Here is a 14,438-nt window from a genome sequence, read left to right as displayed (position 1 = left end):
CGATCCTACCCAGTGGCCACTTGGCTCGGCATGGGCCACAAGGCATGCGGCCGCGCACGGCCCGCTTGAATGAACAAAACATGAATCTTCCGGCCGCATCTGCGCTGGCCACTTGCAAGCTCCCTGCCCAAGTGTTTTACTTCACTACAACACCACATACCAAGAACACAGGAACACCATGAACACCAAGACTTCCGCCTTCGCCCTGATCCTCGCCCTGGCCGCCCCCTGCGTCCACGCCGCCGAGCCCCGCGTCGACCATATCGTCGATCTCCCGGCCGTCCAGGTCCGCGCCCCGGCCCCGCGGGTCGACCACATCGTGACCCTGCCGACCGTGCACGTGCGCCCGCAGGCAGGGCTTGCGGCCGGCATGCTGGCGCAGGCCAGCGCGCGCGTGGTCACCCTGGCCACCGTCCATGTCCGGCCCACCGCCCAGCAACTAGCCGAACGCGCCTCCGTGCTGGCCAGCCGCCAGGCCGGGGCGGCGGCCACCGCGCTGGCCTCGGAACTGGCTGCCGAGCTGGCCGCGCAGGCCCGGCCTTGAGGCGCGGCCCGGCGGGCATGGCGGCAGCAATAGAATGGGTGGGATGCCCGCGCCCACCTTCGACGTCCTGCTGTTCCAGCCCGAGATCCCGCCCAACACCGGCAACGTGATCCGGCTGTGCGCCAATACCGGCGCGCGCCTGCACCTGATCGAGCCGCTGGGCTTCCAGATGGATGACAAGCGCCTGCGCCGCGCCGGCCTGGACTACCACGAGTTCGCGCGGGTGCGGGTCCACCCGGATCTGGACACGGCCCTGGACACGATCCGCCCCCGGCGCCTGTTCGCCCTGAGTACCCGAGGCCAGGTGCGTTATGACCAGCCCTGTTACAGCGACGGCGATGCCTTCCTGTTCGGCCCGGAAACCCGCGGCCTGCCGGACCGGGTGCTGGAGGCGATCCCCGAGGCGCAGCGGTTGCGCCTGCCCATGCGCCCGGACAACCGCAGCCTGAACCTGTCCAACTCGGTTGCCGTGGTGGTGTTCGAAGCCTGGCGCCAGGCCGGTTTCGCCGGCGGGCTGTAACCCGGCAGCGCGACCGGCAAGCCACGGCTGCGTACACCGCCGCAGCGCATCCCCCATCAGGCATGGTCGCTGCGGCAATTCATGTACTAGTCAGTTCTGTATTCAGGCGAGGTTGCGCGGCGCTTCGAAACAATGCGCCGGCCTGGATCCGGCATTGCCGCACCAGGCCCCACAAGAACAACAACGGAACCAGCCGAATGAAGAACAAGAACATCCTTGCCCTGGCCCTGCTGGCCGCCCTCCCCTTCGCCGCCTCCGCTGCCGATGGCATGTCGTACAACTACATCCAGGGTGGCTACGCCGCCACCAACACCGACGGCAACGATGCCGACGGCTGGGGCGCGGACGGCTCGGTCGCGATCGCGCCCAACTTCCATCTGTTCGGCGGCTACACCAGCCAGGAGATCGACCACACCTCGATCGACTTCGACCAGTACCGCCTGGGCGTGGGCTACAACCGCGAAATCGCCCCGCGCGCGGACCTGGTCACCCGCGTGGCCTACGAAAAGTTCGATGCCGGCAGCGGTTTCGACTACGACGGCTGGAGCGCCGAGGTCGGCGTGCGCGGCGCGCTGGCCAGCAACTTCGAAGGCTACGTGATGGCCGGCTACGAAGACGGCGACGCATACGACGGCGAGTTCTACGGCCGCCTCGGCGCGCAGGTGAAGTTCAGCCCGAGCTGGGGCGTGAGCGGCGACGTGAAGTTCGTCGATGGCGACACCCAGTGGCTGGTGGGCCCGCGCTACACCTGGTGACATCGCTCAAATGCGCGGGGCCGGGGCGGCCTCTCTCCCCGCCCTGGCCCCGCGCGACGCATCTGGCGTGTCCCTCCCTCCACGCCAGTACCGGAGCCCGGCGCAAGCCGGGCTCTTTCTTTGCTGGCTCCCCGACCAGGAACGGATGTACCCGGATGCGGCGCGGCAGCGCCTTGTACCGAACGCAGCGATGCGGGTGGCGTGACCGCGGCAGCGCAGAGCGATGCCTGCTGTCGCTCATGTCGCCGGAACGAAGCGGGGCGGGTGGCTTGATCGTGGCGGTGCGGCGCGATGCCTGCTGCCGTTCATGTCCCCCGGCTGCGGCCTGCGGCCGCAGCCTCCTCCTTGACTTCCCGTCAGCAGGCATCGCACCACACCGTCCAACGTTCCTCGACCGCCGCATGTAGGAGCCGGTCTTGCCGGCGACCGCGGTGCGGGGCGGTGTGTCGCAATGCCGCAGCCTGCATCGGGTCGCCGGCAAGGCCGGCTCCTGCAAGAGGCGCCTTGCCGCCAGCCCGGCTGGAACGATTTGGCACGTACAAAGCGCTGCAGCACCGCATCCGCGCCCTACCCGCTCCTGGAAGAAGAGCCCGCTGCTTTCGTCCAGGTCAGCCCGCTGCCGCGCGCGGCGCTGACACCGCGCTCAGCGGAACAGCGCGTCGGGGTATTCGGGCTTCTGCTCGCGCGCCAGCAACTGGCGCAGGGCATCGACCGGGGTGATGTCGCCGTGCAGCACCGCCTGCACGCCGGCCGAGATCGGCAGGTCGATGCCGTGGCGCCCGGCCAGGCGCATCACCTCGTCGGCGGTCTGCACCGATTCCACCACCTGCCCGATCTGGGCGATGGCCTGGTCCATCGGCTGGCCACGGCCCAGGGCCAGGCCCAGGCGGCGGTTGCGCGACAGGTCGCCGGTGCAGGTGAGCACCAGGTCACCCAGGCCGGCCAGGCCCATCAGGGTTTCCGGGCGCGCGCCGATGGCTGCGGCCAGGCGCAGCATCTCGTTGAGGCCGCGGGTGATCAGACCGGCGCGGGCGTTGAGCCCCAGCTCCATGCCGTCGGATACGCCGGTGGCCACCGCCAGCACGTTCTTCATCGCCCCGCCCAGCTCGGCGCCGACCATGTCGTTGCCGGTGTAGGCGCGGAAGGCCGGGCCGTGGAGTGCAGCGGCCACCTGCCTGGCGAACAGCGGCGCGGCACCGTGCACGGTCACCGCGGTCGGCAGCCCCAGGGTGACTTCCTTGGCGAAGGACGGGCCGGTGACTACGGCCAGGGGCACGTCGGCACCAAGCACGTCCTCGGCCACCTCGTGCAGGAACCGCCCGGAACCGGGCTCGAAGCCCTTGGTCGCCCACGCCACCCCGACACCAGCGGGCAGGTGCGGTTTGAGCGCGTGCAGGGTTTCGGTGAATGCGTGCGAGGGCACCACCACCAGTACCCATGCGCAGCCACGCAGGGCGGCGGCCAGGTCGGTGGTGGCGCGCAGCGTGCCCGGCAGCTCGATGCCGGGCAGGTAGCGGGGATTGAGGTGCTCGCGGTCGATCGCCTCGACGATCGCCGCATCGCGTCCCCACAGGGTGGTGGGATGGCCGTGGCGCGCGGCCAGCGCGGCCAGGGCCGTCCCCCACGAACCGGCCCCGAGAACGGCCAGGGGCGACCTGGTCGCGTCAGTGGCAGCGGTCATGGGCCGGTCCGGTGCGTCGGATCAGGCGTTGCCGGCCGGCTCGGCCGAGGCCACGTCGGTCGCCGCGCCGGCCTGGGCCTGGCGCTGGCGCAGGGTCTCGGCGTACAGCGCGTCGAAGTTGATCGGCTGCAGCAGGAACGGCGGGAAGCCACCGGCCTGGATCAGGTCGCTGACGGTCTGGCGCACGTACGGGAACAGGATGTTCGGGCACTGCGTGCCCAGCATCACGTCGATGACCTGCGGCTCCATCCCGACCAGGCCGAACACGCCGGCCTGCTCGACCTCGGCCACGTAGGCGGTCTTCTCGCCCACGGCGCAGGTCAGGGTGACCCGCAGGCAGACTTCGAATGCGCCCTCGTTGAGCCGCTGCACGCGCTGGTTGAGGTTGAGCTGCAGCTCCGGCTGGGTCTGTTCGTTGAAGATCGCCGGCGCGTTGGGCGACTCGAACGAGGCGTCCTTGACGTAGATCTTCTCGACACTGAAGGCCGGGCCAGCGGCTTCCTGCGGGGCGGGGGCGACAGCGCCGTTGGTGGTTTCGTCAGACATCTCGCAACTCCAGAAAAATGCGGGAAACGATGGAAACCCGGCCGCAGGGCCGGGACAGAACGGGGGATTATCGCACGCCCGGGGCGGGCGTCAGGCGCGGCCCTTGACCAGGGGCAGGCCGGCGGCCTGCCAGGCCGCGATGCCACCGTCGAGCCAGTACACCTGTTCGAAACCGGCCTTTTTCAGCTTGCCGGCCGCGCTGGCCGAAGCCATGCCATTGCGGCAGGCCACGACCACCGGGGCCTGCCTGGCCGCGGCCAGCAGCTTGCCCTGCGGATCGAACTGGCTGGGGGTGAGGCTGCGGCTGCCGGCGATATGGCCCTTGTCGAAGTCGGCCGTGGCCGACAGGTCCACCACCAGGGCGTTCTGCTGGTTCATCAATGCGGGCAGCTCGGCCGGCTTGACCGCGCGGTAGCCGCGCAGCAGGCGCGCTATCTCGGTGTAGGCGATGGCCACGGTCAGGCCCACCAGCGCCAGCGACAGCATCGGATGGCGGCCGGCAAAGGCCATCAGGGTCTCGAGGTTCACGGCGAAGCGTTCTGCGGTTCGTGCGGGGCGGCGATTGTCGCACAAGCGCCCGCCGCAACCGTGCCGGCGCGGCTATTCCCCGCCCCAGAAATCCGGCAGCCCGGCCATCTGCCACCAGCGCTTGCCCTGCTCGTCCCAGCGCCAGCGCTCGCGCCAGCGGATATGCCGTTCGGTCTGGGTGTGGCGATTGATCACGCCGATCTCGATATCGCGGGTGATGCTGCCGTCGGGCAGGGAGCTGGTGCCCCCTTCGCGATAGCCGGTCACCTGCAACTGGTGGTAGCGCGCCAGTTCCAGGTCGGTCATCGGCTTGGCGTCGCGGACCTCGGGGTCGACCATCTGCCAGGCGGCCTCGTAGTCGCTCCAGCGCACCGCCGAGGCGAATACCGACTGCGCCTGCTCCAGCTTGTTGCGCTGGCGCGAGTTCAGCGCGTCGGCGTCGGGCACCAGCAGCAGCATCGCGGCCAGCGCCAACAGGATCGTGAGCGTGCGTGGCATGGGAATGTTCCGGGGACGACGCCGGCCATCCTAGCAGGACCGGCTAGGGGCCCTGTTCCCGGGCCAGGGCGACGAAGCGCCCGCTGAAGACCGTGGCATCTCCACCATTGGGCAGGGGGACGCGCACGGCAATCTGGCAGCGCGCACGCCCGCGCGCAAGAAACGTGGCCACGAACGCCTCCCACTCGCCGTCCTCCAGCCAGGCCTCCGCTTCCAGCGCGTCATGCAGCGGTGCGAGGTAACGCACCGTGCTGTCGGCCACATAGACATCGGCCTGGACGCCGGCGCGACCCAGTTGCCAGGTCACCAGGCCCCAGCCGGCCAGGGTCATCAGCGAGACCAGGCTGCCGCCGAACGCCGAGCCCTTGTCATTGACGTTGGGCGCCAGCGGCGCACGCAGGCGCAGGCGGCCATCGCCGGCACCGGCCAGTTCGATCTGCATCGCGCGGACCATGGGGATGGACTGCAGGTGCGCCTGCAGGCCGTCCGGCATCACGGGGGCGTTCATCGAAAACTCCTGGCAGGGCGGGCGGCCGAACCCCGCGGCACGTCTGCGCCGCGGGACCTGCGGCCATAATGCCGCAATGCCGACCGCGCACATCCTCGCCTGGACCCTGGTATCGCTGCGCCCGCGCGGCGGCCACGACGCGCTGCGACGCGCAGCCGCACGCCACGGCGGCGGCCTGCTGGCGCTGTCGCCCTGGGACCTGCAGGCGCGCCGGGACGCCGACAGTCGCCAGGCCCTGGCCGAGGCGCTGCAGGCGCAGGCGGTGGTGTTCACCAGCCCCGCCGCGGTCCGTGCCGCCGCCGCCCTGCAGCCGCTGCGGCCGCGCCGCGGGCAACATTGGCTTGCCGTCGGCGCCGGCAGTGCGGCAGCGCTGCGTCGGGCCGGCATCAGCGGCGCACGCGCGCCAGCGCGGATGGACAGCGAAGGCCTGCTGGCGCTGCCGGAACTGCAGGCGCCAGCCAGCGTCGGCCTGGTCACCGCGCCGGGTGGGCGCGGCATGATCCCGGCCACGCTTGTCGCGCGCGGCGCCCAGCTGCGCCGTGCGGATGTCTATGTGCGCGTGCCGCTGCCGCCCACGGCCGCCGCGCTGGCACGGCTGCGGGCACTGGCCGCGCCGGCGGTGCTGGCGCTGAGCAGTGAACAGGCGCTGCGCCTGGTGATGGATACCTGGCCGGCGGAGGCCGCCGCCGCCCTGCGCCGCTGCGCGGTGGCTGCGGCCAGCGACCGGCTTGCCGCGATTGCCAGCGGCTACGGCCTGCAACCGGTCGTGGTTGCCGGCGATCCACGGCCGGCCGCATTGGCCGCGACCGCCCGTGCCCTGATTGCCGCCACCTGAACCACCCCGCCTTGCGGGCCGGTGGAGCCCAAGCGATGCTTTCGCGTGGCTGCCGCGGGCGTGGACAGGGCTGTCCGCCTTGGTCGACGCCGCGGCCCGACGAGGACCTGACGTGAGCGACACCCCCACCCCCCGCCGTTCCCGCACCCGGGCCCTGGCCGCCGCCGCGCTGTTGCTCGTGTTCGGGCTGGCCGGCTGGTACGCCTGGCACACCTGGCAGGCGCGCCAGGCCGCCACCCAGGCCCGCGCCAGCGAGGAAGCCCGCCAGCTGGACGGCATGAGCCAGCGCATGGACACCCTGCGCGGCGACCTCGCTGCGCAGGGACGCATGATCCGCGATGCCGCCGCCGCCAACCGCGTGCTGCGCGACGAGGTCCTCGGCCTTGGCCAGCGCAATGCGCTGCTGGAAGAAACCGTGGCACGGCTGGCCGCCAGCAGCCGCCAGGGCAGTCACGCGGTACGCCTGGACGAGGCGGAACTGCTGCTGGTGCTGGGTGGCCAGCGCCTGCACGTAGCGTCCGACGTGGATGCGGCGCGGCGCGCCTACGCGCTGGCCGCCAGCCTGCTGGAAGGCCTGGACGACCCGGGCCTGCTCAACCTGCGCCAGACCCTGGCGGCCGAACGCGATGCGCTCGATGCCATGGGCGCAGGCCCGCGCGCGGACCTGCAGCGGCGCCTGGCCGCACTCGAGGCGCACGTGTCGCAGTTGCCGGCCCCGGGCATGGCGCGGGAGCCGGGCACTGCGCCTGCGGCGGCGTGGTGGCAGCGCCTGCTGGCCCCGCTGGTGCAGATCAGCCCGGCCGGCGACCAGGCAGTGTTGACCGATACCGAGCGCAGCCTGGGTACTGACGCCCTGCAACTGGAACTGACCCTGGCCCGCGCCGCGCTCGAACGCGGCGACGTCGACGGCTTCCACACCGCGCTGAACCGGGTGCATGCATGGCTGCTGCGGTTGTGGCCCGATTCACCCCCGCTGCGCGAGGTTGTGCAGGAACTGGATGCGTTGCGCAACGCACCGCTGCAGCCGCAGGCGCCGGCCCTCGACGCCACCCTGCGCCAGCTGCGCGCGCTGCGCGACGGAGGAGGAGGCCGATGAAGCCCTACCGTTCGCTGGTGATCGCGCTGCTGGCGGTGGTGGCCGGCGTGGTCGGCGCGCACTGGCTGGGGCAGCAGGACCCGGCCACCCTGGGCCGGGTGATCGTGCGCGCCGGCGCCCATGATTACAGCGCGTCGCTGCCGGCCGCCGCACTGCTGCTGGTGCTGGCCGCGCTGCTGCTGGCGCTGCTGTGGCAAGTGCTGCGGCTGCCGTTCCGCACCTGGGGCCGCTACCGCACCCGCCAGTCGCGTGCCCGCCTGCTGGACGGGCTGCGTGCCCTGCAGAGCGGCCAATGGGCCCGCAGCGAGCGCTTGCTGGCCGCCGCTGCACAGGAACGCCAGGCCGCATCGGTGGCCCTGGCCGCGTCGGTACGCGCCGCAGACGGACGTGGCGACGAAGATGCAGCGCGCAGCTGGCTGGCCGCGCTGGAACGCAGCGACCCGACGCTGCACGCAGTGCTGCAGGCCGAACGCCTGCTCGAACGCAAGCTGCCGGTCGATGCGGTCAACGCACTGGATGTCGCCGCCGCGCAACCCTTGCCGCCGCGCGGCTTGCTGCTGCGCACCCGTGCGCTGATGGACATGGGCCGCTCCGGCGAAGCCTATGGCCTGCTCGGTGCCTTGCGCCAGCACGCCGCGCTGCCGGCGGCCGAACTGGCCGGGCTGGAGATCGAACTGGCCACCCGTGCATTGCACGAATCGGCCGACGCCAACCTGCTGGCCGAACGCTGGGAAGCGTTGCCCAAGCCGCTGCGCGCCGAAGCGCCGGTGGTCGCCGCCTACGCCACCCGCGCCGCAGCCCTGCGCTGGCATGACGCCGCCTTGCGCCACCTCGACCACGCCTTGGATACGCACTGGGACGAATCGCTGGTGGACCTGTACGGCCGCCTGCCGATCGGCCATGTCGATTCACGCCGGGCCAGCGTGCAGCGCTGGCTGCAGGCGCACCCCGCCAGCCCGGCACTGCTGCTGGCGCTGGCACGGCTGGCACGGCAGCAGGGGCAGTGGCCGCAGGCGCAGGATTTCCTGCACCGTGCCATTGCCCAGGGTGGTGGCGCCGATGCGTGGGAGGAACTGGGCCAGGGCCTGGCCGCCGCCGGCGACGACGCCATGGCCGCACGCGCCTACGCCAATGCCCTGCGCGTGGCACGCGGCGAGCCGGCCCAGGAGTTGCCGGGCCGCGACCTGCGCGAGCGCATCTACGACCTGGCCGTGGTCGAGGAGCGCGACGAATACGGGATGCCGCGGCTGCGCAGCTGAGCGGCGCTTACCGCTCGATGATCGCCACCACGCCCATCCCGCCGGCGGTGCAGATGGAGACCAGCGCGCGGCCACCGCCGCGTTCGGCCAGTTGCCGGGCCGCGGTAGCGACGATCCGCGCCCCGGTGGCGGCAAAGGGATGGCCGGTAGCCAGCGAGGAGCCGACGAGGTTGATCCTGTCCGGGTCGATCCGTCCCAGCGGCGCGTCCAGCCCCAGCCGGTTGCGGCAGTAGTCCTCGCTCTCCCATGCACGCAGGGTGCACAGCACCTGCGCGGCGAAGGCCTCGTGGATCTCGTAGATGTCGAAATCCTGCAGGCTCAGGCCCTGCCGCGCCAGCATCTGCGGCACGGCCACGGTGGGCGCCATCAGCAGGCCCTCGCCATGCACGAAATCCACTGCCGCCACCTGGGCGTCGCGCAGCCAGGCCAGCGGCTCATGGCCGTGGGCACGTGCCCACTCTTCCGAGGCCAGCAGCACTGCCGCGGCACCATCGGTGAGCGGAGTGGAGTTGCCGGCGGTCAGGGTGCCGCGGCCCGAGCCGCGGTCGAACGCCGGCTTGAGCGCGGCCAGCTTTTCCAGCGAGGTATCGGCACGCAGCACGTTGTCGCGCTCGACCCCGCGGAACGGCACGATCAGGCCGTCGAAGAAACCGCGCTCGTAGGCCGCGGCCAGCTTGTGGTGCGACGCCACGGCCCAGGCGTCCTGCGAGTCACGTGCGATGTTCCATTCCTTGGCCATGTCTTCGCAATGCTGGCCCATGCTCTTGCCGGTGCGCGGCTCGGCCACGCCGGGAAACGCCGGCTTCAGTTCCGACAGCCGGAATCCCTTGAACGCGGCGATCTTCTCGCGCGTCGTCCTGGCCCGGTTGGCGGCCAGCAGGCGCGCGCGCAGCGCCTTGCCATACACGATGGGCACGTGCGAGGTGCTGTCCGAGCCGCCGCCGATCCCGGATTCGATCTGACCCACGGCGATCTTGTTGGCCACGGTGATGATCGAATCCAGGCTGGTGCCGCAGGCACGCTGCAGGGTGATGCCTGGCGTGAGCGGCGACAGTCCCGAGGACAGGGCGGCCTCGCGGCCCAGGTTCCAGTCGGCGGGGTGCTTGATCACCGCGCCCATCGCCACCTCGCCCAGGACCTGCCCGTGCAGGCCGAAGCGCTCGACCAGGGCGCCCAGCGTGCGCACCGACATGCCCAGGTTGCCCACGTCCGCGTAAGCCGTGTTCTGCCGGCAGAACGGAATGCGGACGCCACCCAGGATGGCGACGGGACGTGCGGCTGGCATGGGGCGACCTCGGGCGGATTCCATTCGTGGGAACGGCCTGCATACGCGGCCGAATGCATAATGACTGCAGTGTAGCCCCGCGCCGTGAGACGGCCAATGACGAAGGCGACCCCGACATGAATGGACACCCCCGCCGGCCACGAGGCCGTGCCCGTGGCTGAAGCCAACTTCCACGGCGTGTTCGCGCTGGAACTGGCCGGCGGCCAGGCACCGGCACGCGCCGCATTGCCGCCGGCCCAGGCAGGCGAACTGGCGGTCCACGTCGGTCGCGACCTGGCCGCGATGGTCGATGGCGTGGCCGGGCTCGAGCTGGCGTTGGCGGCGGCGCACTTCGATCCGGCCGAAGCCCTGCGCCCGGGCTGGCCGCTGCATCGCCGCCTGGAAGAACTGCGCGTGCGCGCACCGGGCCGGGGCCAGGCACCGCGCGTGCTGGCCTTCGGCGCCGATGCCGCCGGCGCGGTACCACCACCGTTGCAGTCCGAAGCCGCCCTGGCCGGTGGCGGGCTGCGCGTGTTGCCGTTCGTGCTGGCCGGCCCGGCCGACGCGCTGGCCCCGGTGGCCGAGGCGCTGGAGGACACCTTGCTGGCAATGGGCATGGCCCGCGCGGACACCGCGTTGCTGGCCCAGGACAACTTCGATGCGCGGATCGAGCACGCCCGCTATCTCAGCGCGCACGACCTGGCGGCAATGATGGCCATGCAGTACGACAACCAGGGCCTGGGTGCGCTGTGGGGCGTGGTCGAGGCCGCATTGCTGGCGCCGCAGGCGGTGGAGTGGCTCGACGCCGGGCCCGAGCCGCTGCTGCGGCTGGAAGCCGGCCAGGTGCGCATGGCGCTGTTCGATCCTGGCGGCTGGTGCGCGCACTATCACGGCGGCAGTGCCGAAAGCGGGCAGTGCGACCGCCTGCAACGCCTGTACGAGCATTTCCTGGCGCGCCAGCGGCAGTTGGCCGCAGTGCTCGAGGCACACGGCCTGCCGGTGCTGTACGTGCACTGCGACGGCCAGCAGGATCCACGCACGCTGCTCGCACAGGCGGGCTGACCGGCGCGTTGCGTGGTGGCGACACATCCTGGCGTGGACGCCGGATGCGCCGCGCCAGAGGAGGCGACGGGGCGACGCCCGCGCGCGCACCGGCGCGCGGGCGGATTGCGCAGGAACCTTAGCGGGTAACCCGGATCAGGCCGCAGGCCACCCGCGCGCCGGCATTGCCCGCCGGCTGGCTGAGATAGTCGTCCGGATCGGCATGCACGATCACCGCGCGGTTGGCGATGTCGTTGAACGCGCCGCCGCCCAGGGTGACGCCACGCAGGTGCACGTTGACCAGGGCCACGCCCGACCCGTTGGAGACCAGGTTGTCCATGTCGCCGGCGTGGTGGCTGGACCCGCTGGCGCGGCCGTGCGGGGTGCCCTGCGGGTTGAAGTGGCCGCCGGCGCTGCTGGCGTCCACCGCGCTGCAATCACCCTTCTCGTGCACGTGGAAGCCGAAGTGGCCGTCGGGCTGCAATCCGCCGACCTCGCCCAGGATGTGCACCCCGTCGCTCATCGGCACCAGGGTGAGCTTGCCGCTGACCCGGCTGCCGGAGGCGGAAGCAAGTACGGCCACTGCCTGCTGGGCGGTGCTCACCGGCGCCGGCGGGGCCGGTGCGGCCGGTGGCGGCGCGCTGCTGCAGGCAGCCATGGACAGAACGGCAACGGTGCACAACAAGGTACGCATGACCGGGCTCCCGGGTCGGATGTCACGCATACGTTAAGCCAGGCTGCATTCACGGTGGATGAAACCAGCCGCGATCACCTGCCTGCCCGGCGCGCGCCGGTGGCCCCACGCGCGCGGTCAGCGCCGGCTCGATCCCAGCTTGCGGGTGACCGTGTTGCGGCCCACGCCCAGCAATGCGGCCGCTTCCACCCGGCGCCCGCCGGTGTGTTCCAGGGCTGCACCCAGCAGGGCGCGGTCGAACCGGTCGCGCGCATGTGCGTGCAGGTCGCGCGCACCGGCCTGCAGGCTGGCCCGCGCCCACTGGCCGAGCTGCCGGTCCCAGTCCTCGGCGTCGCCACCGCTCGCGACCGGCGCAGTGCTGGCCGGCGCTGCGGAGCTTGAAGCGGCGCCACCGCCCAGGTCGGCCACGGTGATGGTTTCGCCTGGCGCCAGGGCGGCCAGGCGCCAACACAGGTTCTGCAGCTCGCGCACATTGCCGGGCCAGTCCATCGCCGCCAGTGCGTCCAGCGCGGAGGGGTGGAAACGCTTGGCGCCCGCACCAAGCTTGCGCGCGGCCCGGTGCAGGAAGGTGTCGGCCAGCAGCGCGATGTCGCCACGGCGCTCGCGTAGTGGCGGCAACTGCAGGCGCACCACGTTGAGCCGGTGCAGCAGGTCGGCGCGGAAGCCGCCCTGCTGCACGCGCGCCTCCAGGTCCTGGTGGGTGGCGGCGATCACCCGCACGTCCACCCGGATCAACTCGCGGCCGCCCACGCGGAAGAACTCGCCCTCGGCCAGCACTCGCAGCAGGCGGGTCTGCAGCGAGGCCGGCATGTCGCCGATCTCGTCCAGGAACAGGGTGCCGCCATCGGCCTGTTCGAAGCGGCCGATATGGCGCTTGCTGGCACCGGTGAAGGCGCCGGCCTCGTGCCCGAACAGTTCGCTCTCCAGCAGTTCGGCGGGAATCGCGGCGGTGTTGAGCGCCACGAACGGTCCGGACGCGCGCGGCGATTCGCGGTGCAGCGCGCTGGCCACCAGTTCCTTGCCGGTGCCGGTCTCGCCGGTGATCAGCACCGACAGCGGCGCCTGCGCCAGGCGGCCGATCGCACGGAACAACGCACGCATGGCCGGGCTGTCGCCGATCAGGGCCGCCGAACCGGATGGTTCCTCGCTGGTGGTCGCGCGTGCCGACGCATCGGCCAGCGGCGCGATGACCGGCAAGGCGCGTGCGGCCAGGGCCACCGCGTCGTCCAGGTCGAACGGCTTGGACAGGAACTCGTGGGCACCCCCCCGGAACGCGCTGGCGGTGCTGGCCACGTCGGTGTAGGCCGACATCACGATCACCGGCAACTGCGGGTGGGCGGCCTTGAGCCGGTCCAGCAGTTCCAGGCCATCCTGGCCGGGCATGCGCACGTCGGTGAACAGCAGGTCCGGCGCGCCGCGCACGTCCAGCGCCTCCAGCGCGCTGGAGGCGTTCTCGAAACCATCCACCTCGTAGCCGGCATCGCGCAGCGCGGTGGCCAGCACGAAGCGCACCGAACGGTCGTCGTCGACCACCCAGATCCTGCGGTTGTCGACGCTCATGGGCTGGCGCCTCCTTCGGGGTCGGCCTGCGGCAGCAGCAGGGTGAACACGGTATGCCCGGGGCGCGAGCGGAAGGTCAGCGAGCCACGATGCTCGCGCGCCACCTGGTGGGCCAGGGCCAGGCCCAGGCCGGTGCCTTCGGCGCGACCGCTGACCAGCGGCAGGAACAGGTGCTCGGCCAGGGCTTCGGGCACGCCACGGCCGTCGTCGGCGATTTCCACCCGCAGCGCGCGCGCATGCAGGTGCTCGCGGATGTGCAGGCCGCTCTCCACCCGGGTGCGCAGGACGATGCAGGCCGCGCCGGCCTGTTGCGCGTTGCGCACCAGGTTCCACACCGCCTGCACCAGGCGGTCGGCATCGCCGTGGAATTCGGGGATGCTGGGGTCGTAATCGCGCTGCATCCGGACCTGGCCACCGCCCTCGGCCTCGGCCAGGCGCAGCACCCGCTCGAGCACGGCATGGATGTTGAGCGCCGCGTGCGGGCGCTGCGGCGCCGGCGAGAGCAGGCGATCGACCAGGTGGTCGAGGCGGTCGATCTCGGCACCGATCAGGTCCACCAGCTCGCGTTCGCTGCTGTCCTCGGGACGATGGCCGGTGCGCCGGGCAAGCAGTTGCGCGGCACCCTTGAGGCCGGCCAGCGGGTTGCGCAGCTCGTGGGCCAGGCCCTTGAGCGCGGCCGACAACGCGCCGGGCAGGGCCTGGGCCGGGTCGAGCGCGGAAAACCCGTCGCTCGGGTGCACTTCCAGCCGCCAGCCCTCGGCGGTCCGCGTCAACCAGCCATCGGCATGCCGGGGCATCTCGCCGGGCAGGCCAAGGGCAATGCGGTGCAGGCGCAGGACCTCGCGCTCGTCCTGGGCCAGGAACCGGGCCAGGGCGTCGCCATCCTGCTCCAGGGCGGCCAGGGGCTGGCCCAGCACACGGCGGGCACCGACCCCCAACCAGCGCGGGAAGGCCGGGTTTGCCCCGGCAATGCGCGCCTGCGGGTCGACCCAGGCAACCGGGGTCGCAAGCTGGTCCAGGATGGGGGCGGGAGTGGCAGGCGTCATGATTGCACCAATCTAGTGCATGGGCGGCCCGGGCGCGATCCCGGGCACGCGGTCGGGACAATG

The 14,438-nt window shown here is 71.9% G+C and carries 16 protein-coding genes; 7 read left to right on the top strand and 9 right to left on the bottom strand.

Annotated features, from left to right (window positions below; all coding sequences use genetic code 11):
* The first annotated feature begins 178 nt into the window (after positions 1-178).
* The 3 genes from ACEJ41_RS00270 (at position 179) to ACEJ41_RS00260 (ending at position 1,819) form a co-directional block, all read left to right on the top strand.
* Positions 179-544: a hypothetical protein gene (locus ACEJ41_RS00270; protein ID WP_374012813.1), complete on the top strand. Its 366-nt coding sequence runs from the start codon at positions 179-181 to the stop codon at positions 542-544.
* A gap of 43 nt (positions 545-587) precedes the next feature.
* Entirely contained in the window at positions 588-1,064 is a 477-nt protein-coding gene (gene trmL / locus ACEJ41_RS00265) for a tRNA (uridine(34)/cytosine(34)/5-carboxymethylaminomethyluridine(34)-2'-O)-methyltransferase TrmL (RefSeq protein WP_374012812.1), read from the top strand.
* A 197-nt stretch (positions 1,065-1,261) separates the two neighbouring features.
* A complete protein-coding gene (locus ACEJ41_RS00260; RefSeq protein ID WP_374012811.1) occupies positions 1,262-1,819 on the top strand; it encodes an Ax21 family protein in 558 nt (185 codons plus the stop codon).
* Positions 1,820-2,462: 643 nt separating this feature from the next.
* Here the strand turns inward: ACEJ41_RS00260 and ACEJ41_RS00255 are convergent.
* The 5 genes from ACEJ41_RS00255 to ACEJ41_RS00235 all read right to left on the bottom strand — a co-directional run bounded on the left by ACEJ41_RS00255 (position 2,463) and on the right by ACEJ41_RS00235 (position 5,580).
* Positions 2,463-3,500: an NAD(P)H-dependent glycerol-3-phosphate dehydrogenase gene (locus ACEJ41_RS00255; protein WP_374012810.1), complete on the bottom strand. Its 1,038-nt coding sequence runs from the start codon at positions 3,498-3,500 to the stop codon at positions 2,463-2,465.
* A 21-nt stretch (positions 3,501-3,521) separates the two neighbouring features.
* The gene (secB, locus tag ACEJ41_RS00250) at positions 3,522-4,046 is read right to left on the bottom strand and encodes a protein-export chaperone SecB (protein ID WP_374012809.1); all 525 of its coding nucleotides are present in this window, start codon (positions 4,044-4,046) and stop codon (positions 3,522-3,524) included.
* Positions 4,047-4,136: 90 nt separating this feature from the next.
* The gene (locus ACEJ41_RS00245; RefSeq protein ID WP_374012808.1) at positions 4,137-4,574 is read right to left on the bottom strand and encodes a rhodanese-like domain-containing protein; all 438 of its coding nucleotides are present in this window, start codon (positions 4,572-4,574) and stop codon (positions 4,137-4,139) included.
* Between the two features lie 72 nt (positions 4,575-4,646).
* Positions 4,647-5,072, bottom strand: coding sequence for a hypothetical protein (locus ACEJ41_RS00240; protein WP_374012807.1), 426 nt, complete (start codon positions 5,070-5,072; stop codon positions 4,647-4,649).
* 43 nt (positions 5,073-5,115) lie between these two features.
* On the bottom strand, positions 5,116-5,580 hold the full coding sequence (locus ACEJ41_RS00235) for a YiiD C-terminal domain-containing protein (RefSeq protein WP_374012806.1): 465 nt from the start codon (positions 5,578-5,580) through the stop codon (positions 5,116-5,118).
* 76 nt (positions 5,581-5,656) lie between these two features.
* Here ACEJ41_RS00235 and ACEJ41_RS00230 point away from each other — a divergent pair, with 76 nt between their 5' ends.
* The 3 genes from ACEJ41_RS00230 (at position 5,657) to ACEJ41_RS00220 (ending at position 8,770) form a co-directional block, all read left to right on the top strand.
* Positions 5,657-6,415, top strand: coding sequence for a uroporphyrinogen-III synthase (locus ACEJ41_RS00230; RefSeq protein ID WP_374012805.1), 759 nt, complete (start codon positions 5,657-5,659; stop codon positions 6,413-6,415).
* A gap of 112 nt (positions 6,416-6,527) precedes the next feature.
* Positions 6,528-7,511, top strand: a complete 984-nt coding sequence (locus tag ACEJ41_RS00225) for a uroporphyrinogen-III C-methyltransferase (protein ID WP_374012804.1) — start codon at positions 6,528-6,530, stop codon at positions 7,509-7,511.
* Complete coding sequence (locus ACEJ41_RS00220) at positions 7,508-8,770, top strand: heme biosynthesis protein HemY (protein WP_374012803.1); 1,263 nt, start codon at positions 7,508-7,510, stop codon at positions 8,768-8,770. Before ACEJ41_RS00225 ends, ACEJ41_RS00220 begins: the two co-directional genes overlap by 4 nt.
* A 7-nt stretch (positions 8,771-8,777) precedes the next feature.
* On the opposite strand, the gene ACEJ41_RS00215 is transcribed toward ACEJ41_RS00220, so the two are convergent.
* On the bottom strand, positions 8,778-10,055 hold the full coding sequence (locus ACEJ41_RS00215; RefSeq protein ID WP_374012802.1) for an acetyl-CoA C-acetyltransferase: 1,278 nt from the start codon (positions 10,053-10,055) through the stop codon (positions 8,778-8,780).
* A 120-nt stretch (positions 10,056-10,175) separates the two neighbouring features.
* Between ACEJ41_RS00215 and ACEJ41_RS00210 the strand changes: the two genes are divergently transcribed.
* A complete protein-coding gene (locus ACEJ41_RS00210; protein ID WP_374012801.1) occupies positions 10,176-11,096 on the top strand; it encodes a hypothetical protein in 921 nt (306 codons plus the stop codon).
* A gap of 118 nt (positions 11,097-11,214) precedes the next feature.
* Here ACEJ41_RS00210 and ACEJ41_RS00205 read toward each other — a convergent pair whose 3' ends face one another.
* The 3 genes from ACEJ41_RS00205 to ACEJ41_RS00195 all read right to left on the bottom strand — a co-directional run bounded on the left by ACEJ41_RS00205 (position 11,215) and on the right by ACEJ41_RS00195 (position 14,375).
* Positions 11,215-11,790, bottom strand: coding sequence for a superoxide dismutase family protein (locus ACEJ41_RS00205; RefSeq protein WP_374014017.1), 576 nt, complete (start codon positions 11,788-11,790; stop codon positions 11,215-11,217).
* Between the two features lie 96 nt (positions 11,791-11,886).
* Positions 11,887-13,329 (bottom strand): nitrogen regulation protein NR(I), encoded by a 1,443-nt coding sequence (gene ntrC, locus ACEJ41_RS00200; protein ID WP_374012800.1) that lies wholly within the window; start codon positions 13,327-13,329, stop codon positions 11,887-11,889.
* Positions 13,326-14,375 carry a nitrogen regulation protein NR(II) gene (locus tag ACEJ41_RS00195; protein WP_374012799.1) on the bottom strand — a complete coding sequence of 350 codons (1,050 nt, stop codon included), beginning with the start codon at positions 14,373-14,375 and terminating at the stop codon, positions 13,326-13,328. The genes ntrC and ACEJ41_RS00195 overlap by 4 nt, the downstream gene beginning before the upstream one ends.
* Positions 14,376-14,438: the final 63 nt, after the last annotated feature.

Source organism: Pseudoxanthomonas koreensis, assembly GCF_041890415.1.
Classification (GTDB): domain Bacteria; phylum Pseudomonadota; class Gammaproteobacteria; order Xanthomonadales; family Xanthomonadaceae; genus Pseudoxanthomonas; species Pseudoxanthomonas koreensis_A.
The sequence above is the reverse complement of the archived record's forward strand: the minus strand, read 5'-3'. Positions and strand labels throughout refer to the sequence as shown.

Excerpts from the sequence above, each read along its gene's own strand:
- ACEJ41_RS00270 (WP_374012813.1), top strand. The coding sequence starts at position 179 with ATGAACACCAAGACTTCCGCCTTCGCCCTGATCCTCGCCCTGGCCGCC.
- trmL (WP_374012812.1), top strand. The coding sequence starts at position 588 with ATGCCCGCGCCCACCTTCGACGTCCTGCTGTTCCAGCCCGAGATCCCG.
- ACEJ41_RS00260 (WP_374012811.1), top strand. The coding sequence starts at position 1,262 with ATGAAGAACAAGAACATCCTTGCCCTGGCCCTGCTGGCCGCCCTCCCC.
- ACEJ41_RS00255 (WP_374012810.1), bottom strand. The coding sequence starts at position 3,500 with ATGACCGCTGCCACTGACGCGACCAGGTCGCCCCTGGCCGTTCTCGGG.
- secB (WP_374012809.1), bottom strand. The coding sequence starts at position 4,046 with ATGTCTGACGAAACCACCAACGGCGCTGTCGCCCCCGCCCCGCAGGAA.
- ACEJ41_RS00240 (WP_374012807.1), bottom strand. The coding sequence starts at position 5,072 with ATGCCACGCACGCTCACGATCCTGTTGGCGCTGGCCGCGATGCTGCTG.
- ACEJ41_RS00235 (WP_374012806.1), bottom strand. The coding sequence starts at position 5,580 with ATGAACGCCCCCGTGATGCCGGACGGCCTGCAGGCGCACCTGCAGTCC.
- ACEJ41_RS00230 (WP_374012805.1), top strand. The coding sequence starts at position 5,657 with ATGCCGACCGCGCACATCCTCGCCTGGACCCTGGTATCGCTGCGCCCG.
- ACEJ41_RS00220 (WP_374012803.1), top strand. The coding sequence starts at position 7,508 with ATGAAGCCCTACCGTTCGCTGGTGATCGCGCTGCTGGCGGTGGTGGCC.
- ACEJ41_RS00215 (WP_374012802.1), bottom strand. The coding sequence starts at position 10,055 with ATGCCAGCCGCACGTCCCGTCGCCATCCTGGGTGGCGTCCGCATTCCG.
- ACEJ41_RS00210 (WP_374012801.1), top strand. The coding sequence starts at position 10,176 with ATGGACACCCCCGCCGGCCACGAGGCCGTGCCCGTGGCTGAAGCCAAC.
- ntrC (WP_374012800.1), bottom strand. The coding sequence starts at position 13,329 with ATGAGCGTCGACAACCGCAGGATCTGGGTGGTCGACGACGACCGTTCG.
- ACEJ41_RS00195 (WP_374012799.1), bottom strand. The coding sequence starts at position 14,375 with ATGACGCCTGCCACTCCCGCCCCCATCCTGGACCAGCTTGCGACCCCG.